Genomic DNA, 4,106 nt, shown 5'->3' on the forward strand with positions numbered 1-4,106 from the left:
CGGCCGCGCCAAACCCTGGGCTGGAAATTCCCCATAGAGGTGCTGACCGAGCACCTGCAGCTCCTGGCGACCAATAACTTGAATACGGTCAACTGACTGTTGCACTTGGAACTTGAGTCCGCCCTGTCTTTCCCCCGGTGATGTTTATGTCCCTATGCCCGCAGTACGTAATCGAGCAACCCATCACTCACCTTTTGGTCCAAGCCTGTCAGCATCTTTGGCTTGTTAAAAATAACGAGGTTTATCAACAGTTCACTTATGTTGGTCATATTATCCAGCCAAGCATCCTCGCCACCTGATGCTGGTAGCGGTTGGAATTACCTCGCGGCTTTTCCTTCTCTTTCGAAGGACTTCATTGTCCCGGTGGCTTCAGACCAAGCCGTTGCCAGCTTCGCCTGCACCGGTAGGCTACCGTTGAGGGAGCAACGAGTCTCACTACCTCTATCGAGGTGAGACAATAACTGGTGCGACTTCACGTCGCACGCGTACGATTTTTTCCGAATTCTGCGGGCTGTAGGCGACTTGCGTGAACCCACTGCTGCGCCATGCCTGGACATGTTCAGCCCAGAATGTGCGCCGGGCAGTGAGTGTGGTGGGTGGTTTCATGTGTGCTCCTTTTTTGGAGAGCACAGCGTGGCGAGTTGAGGTAGGGAATTACAGGTGGCTGGGCTGGAGGCTTACGGTTATGCGTCAAACGAATCAGGAGATCGGCAATCTATGCATTCTCAGAAGGCAAACGTGGCTGGTAGCGATAACAGGCGACGCTGACACCGAAGGCACTACACGCCAGTTTGATGTTGATCCGACCTGAACAAACCGCTTGCAGCGCCATCTCCCGTCGTCGAGATGGCTTCACCACTTTTTTGCCATCGCCTCCTGGATGATTTCGGCTTTGTGGCGTTCCTCGGCGTACATCTTCTTGAGGCGACGGTTTTCCTCCTCAAGCTCGCGCAACCGAGGCATCAAGTGACGCATCCATACCGCCGTATTTGGTTCGCCATTTGTAAAAAGTGGCCGAGTTGATGCCGTGCTCGCGACATAGCTCTGGTGCCGGACTACCGGCTTCGGCTTGCTTGAGGATGGCGATGATTTGGCTGTCTGAAAAACGTGATGTTTTCACGCAAAATTTCCTTGATCCTATTAGGAGAAAATTCTACATCTGGCGAGCACTGATTTCAGGGGGGATTACCAGGGGTTCTTTGGCGCATGGTAATCCTGATGATAAGGGCGATGGTGTCCACGTATTTTGATCTGGCCCCGAAATGTTGGACACCTTCTATGCCAGTCGTGCTTGAGTCCTGTATTCCACAGGGCTCAGGCCACTTAGCTTCAGCCTGATTCGCGAATGATTGTAGTAGTGTATGTAGCCCTATATACCCGCTTCAAGCTCATCGAGACTGTTGAATTTGTTCAGGTAAAAGAACTCTGATTTCAACGTGCCAAAAAAGCTTTCCATAGCCGCATTGTCATAGCAATTTCCTTTGCGGGACATGCTTGGCTTTACCGCACGCTCGCTCAGCACGCGGCGGTAGATAGGCATCCGATACTGCGCGCATCGAATGTGTGATCAAGAACCGTATGGCGGGAGACTGTCACGTACGGTTCTGTGAGCAGCCGAGGGGTGAAATTCCCTTCGGCTGACTCGACTCGCCGGGTCGCTACGTAGCGGAAAACGGGCAGCGGCGATCATGAGCTTGATCCAGTCTGCGCGGCTGAATGGGCATGATCCGTACGCGTATCTAAAGGATGTCCTCACGCGGCTGCCGACGCAGCGGTCGAGTGAGATCGACCAACTGCTGCCGCATAGGTGGCAGCCGGTTTAATCACGCAAGGCGTGATGCCCGGACGGATACACATAAGTGGCAACCGTTTTAGGTTCGCAAATCGCAGCGTCGGAAAACGTAACAACCGGACAATCTTTTTATCGCGGCCTCGACTGTCAGATTCTTATTTCTTGCTCAAATGCTCTCACAAGAAGCTATAGATTAAAGCGTCCATGTGCGCCGACTGAGCATTGCTGGCAGCGCTACCGTGGCCACCTTCAATGTTCTCGTAGTAAATCACGTCTTTGCTGGCGTCGATCATCCTGGCTGCCATCTTGCGGGCATGACCCGGATGTACGCGGTCATCGCGGGTCGATGTTAGGAAGAACACCGGCGGGTAGGTCTTGGCTGAGTCGAATAGGTGGTATGGGGAGATTTTCTGAATGTAGGCCCACTCTTCCGGCTTGTCTGATTGCCATACTCGGCCATCCAGGAAGCACCAGCCAACAGATGGTTGAAACGCTTCATATCGAGCAGCGGTACCTGTACCACAACTGCACCGAATAGTTTGGGGTACTGAGTGAGCATGTTACCCGTTAGCAAACCGCCATTACTTTCACCCTGCACGCCTAAGTATTTCGGCGATGTGATCTTGCGATTAATTAGGTCCTGTGCCACAGCAGCGAAATCCTCATAGGCACGAGTACGATTTTCTCTCAGTGCCGCCTGATGCCAGCGCGGGCCATACTCCCCCCCACCATGGATGTTAGCGACCACATAAACCCCACCCTTTGACAACCAAGCACTACCTAGGCCTCCGGAATAATAAGGGGTCAACGAGATTTCAAAGCCACCGTAGCCGTACAGTAGAGTGGGCGCGGTGCCATCCAGCTTCAGGTTTTTCGGACGCACCAGAAAGTACGGCACACGGGTTAATGCCGATCAGTTAAGCCTTCTCGCTTGACCTTTGGCCGCAAAAAATCAAAATCCGATGCCTACACTGGCATCGGATTTTTTTATGCGTCTCGCTCGGGCACTGGAACTGACCCACAACATCGCCTCTACCCCCAACGCCATCGAGGGATTGGATGCCTTGCTCGATCCTTCTTTGGTCGAACAGGCGCTTGAACAAGCGGGTGTGGCGACGCTGCGCAAGCGTCGTTTGCCGCTGGAAATGATGCTCTGGTGCGTGATTTCCATGGCGTTCTTCCGGCGCATGTCTGCCTGGGATGTGGTCAGTCGCATGAACATCATGTTGCCGGGCCAGCGCCCGTTGGTGGCCCCCAGCGCCGTAGTCCAGGCCCGTCAGAGATTGGGCAGCGAAGCTGTACGACAAGTCTTCGATTTGACCCAGAAAAGTTGGCATGAGGCGGCCGGCCATCCGACTTGGGCCGGTCTGCGTTTGTTGGGCGTCGATGGCGTTGTCTGGCGCACGCCCGACACGCCGGAAAATCGGGCGCGCTATGACTCCGCCAGCAACCAGCATGGCGACACCGGTTTTCCTCAGGTGCGCATGGTCTGCCAAATGGAGTTGACCAGCCATTTGCTGATTGGAAGTGCGTTTGACGGCTACCGCAGCAACGAAATGAAACTGGCCGAGCAACTGATCGAAACCACCCCCGATCACTCGCTGACGCTGTTTGATCGTGGTTTTTACTCGTTAGGTTTATTGCATCAATGGCAGCAAGCAGGCGTCGAACGCCACTGGCTGATGCCGCTGAAAAAAGGCTCGCAGTACGAGGTGATCCAGCGTTTGGGGCGCCAGGATGCGATTGTTTCGCTGAGCACTTCGCCGCAGGCCCGCAAGCAATGGCCCGGGTTGCTGATGTTCGAAGGCAAATTGTTCGAACATTGAGCCCAACCATTCAGAGGCTTGTTCCAACTGAGCATCGCCTGCCTTGCAGGTGCCGTGTTGCCCAGAGTCTACTGGGCCCTGGGTCCATTGCTCAGTGGGCCGATGAACGACGGAGCCCCCGCGTACAGCCATGAACTCTGGCTGGCTTCTGCCGACTACCTGACGCCTACCACATTGTTTCTGGCCGAGATCGGAAAGTCGCCAGAAGCGCTGAAAACCATGCCGACGTTTTTTGATTCCAGCAATGAGGTCGTCGAGCAGTATTTCGCTGTGTCTAAAGACGGCACCCGTGTGCCTAATGCCAGTCAGTTAAGCTGACTGGCATTTTTATTTCTGATCGGATACTTCGGTGATTTCAGCCGAATCGCCCGAGGATAAACGCGCTCCTCACGTCGATGCGGCAGCACGTAGTGCGGCGCTGAAGCATGAAGCTCGGCCAAATACTTGGGAATGTTCCCGGAACGGTCGGCGGAGACGCTGTTGATAAA

The 4,106-nt window shown here is 54.4% G+C and carries 2 protein-coding genes and 5 pseudogenes; 3 read left to right on the forward strand and 4 right to left on the reverse strand.

Annotated features, from left to right (window positions below):
- Positions 1 to 718: 718 nt before the first annotated feature.
- Positions 719 to 1,120, reverse strand: a pseudogene (locus GIW04_RS28605) (transposase); the annotation flags it as partial.
- 156 nt (positions 1,121 to 1,276) lie between these two features.
- Positions 1,277 to 1,549: pseudogene (locus tag GIW04_RS28610) on the reverse strand (IS3 family transposase); the annotation flags it as partial.
- Between the two features lie 100 nt (positions 1,550 to 1,649).
- Between GIW04_RS28610 and GIW04_RS28615 the strand changes: the two are divergent.
- Positions 1,650 to 1,823: pseudogene (locus tag GIW04_RS28615) on the forward strand (transposase domain-containing protein); the annotation flags it as partial.
- Between the two features lie 145 nt (positions 1,824 to 1,968).
- On the opposite strand, the pseudogene GIW04_RS28625 reads toward GIW04_RS28615, so the two are convergent.
- Positions 1,969 to 2,690: pseudogene (locus GIW04_RS28625) on the reverse strand (prolyl oligopeptidase family serine peptidase).
- A gap of 91 nt (positions 2,691 to 2,781) precedes the next feature.
- Between GIW04_RS28625 and GIW04_RS28630 the strand changes: the two are divergent.
- Positions 2,782 to 3,618, forward strand: coding sequence for an IS4 family transposase (locus tag GIW04_RS28630; protein WP_390898415.1), 837 nt, complete (start codon positions 2,782 to 2,784; stop codon positions 3,616 to 3,618).
- A 102-nt stretch (positions 3,619 to 3,720) separates the two neighbouring features.
- A complete protein-coding gene (locus GIW04_RS28635) occupies positions 3,721 to 3,936 on the forward strand; it encodes a hypothetical protein (RefSeq protein ID WP_169796375.1) in 216 nt (71 codons plus the stop codon).
- Here GIW04_RS28635 and GIW04_RS28640 read toward each other — a convergent pair.
- A pseudogene (locus GIW04_RS28640) lies at positions 3,924 to 4,106 on the reverse strand (IS4 family transposase); the annotation flags it as partial. The gene GIW04_RS28635 and the pseudogene GIW04_RS28640 sit on opposite strands and share 13 nt — an antisense overlap.

This window comes from Pseudomonas sp. PA-4-8C (genome assembly GCF_021606625.1).
Taxonomy (GTDB): domain Bacteria; phylum Pseudomonadota; class Gammaproteobacteria; order Pseudomonadales; family Pseudomonadaceae; genus Aquipseudomonas; species Aquipseudomonas lactis.

Bases quoted from the DNA above. Each gene is read 5' to 3' on its own strand.
- GIW04_RS28635 (WP_169796375.1), top strand. From the start codon at position 3,721: ATGAACGACGGAGCCCCCGCGTACAGCCATGAACTCTGGCTGGCTTCT.
- GIW04_RS28630 (WP_390898415.1), top strand. From the start codon at position 2,782: ATGCGTCTCGCTCGGGCACTGGAACTGACCCACAACATCGCCTCTACC.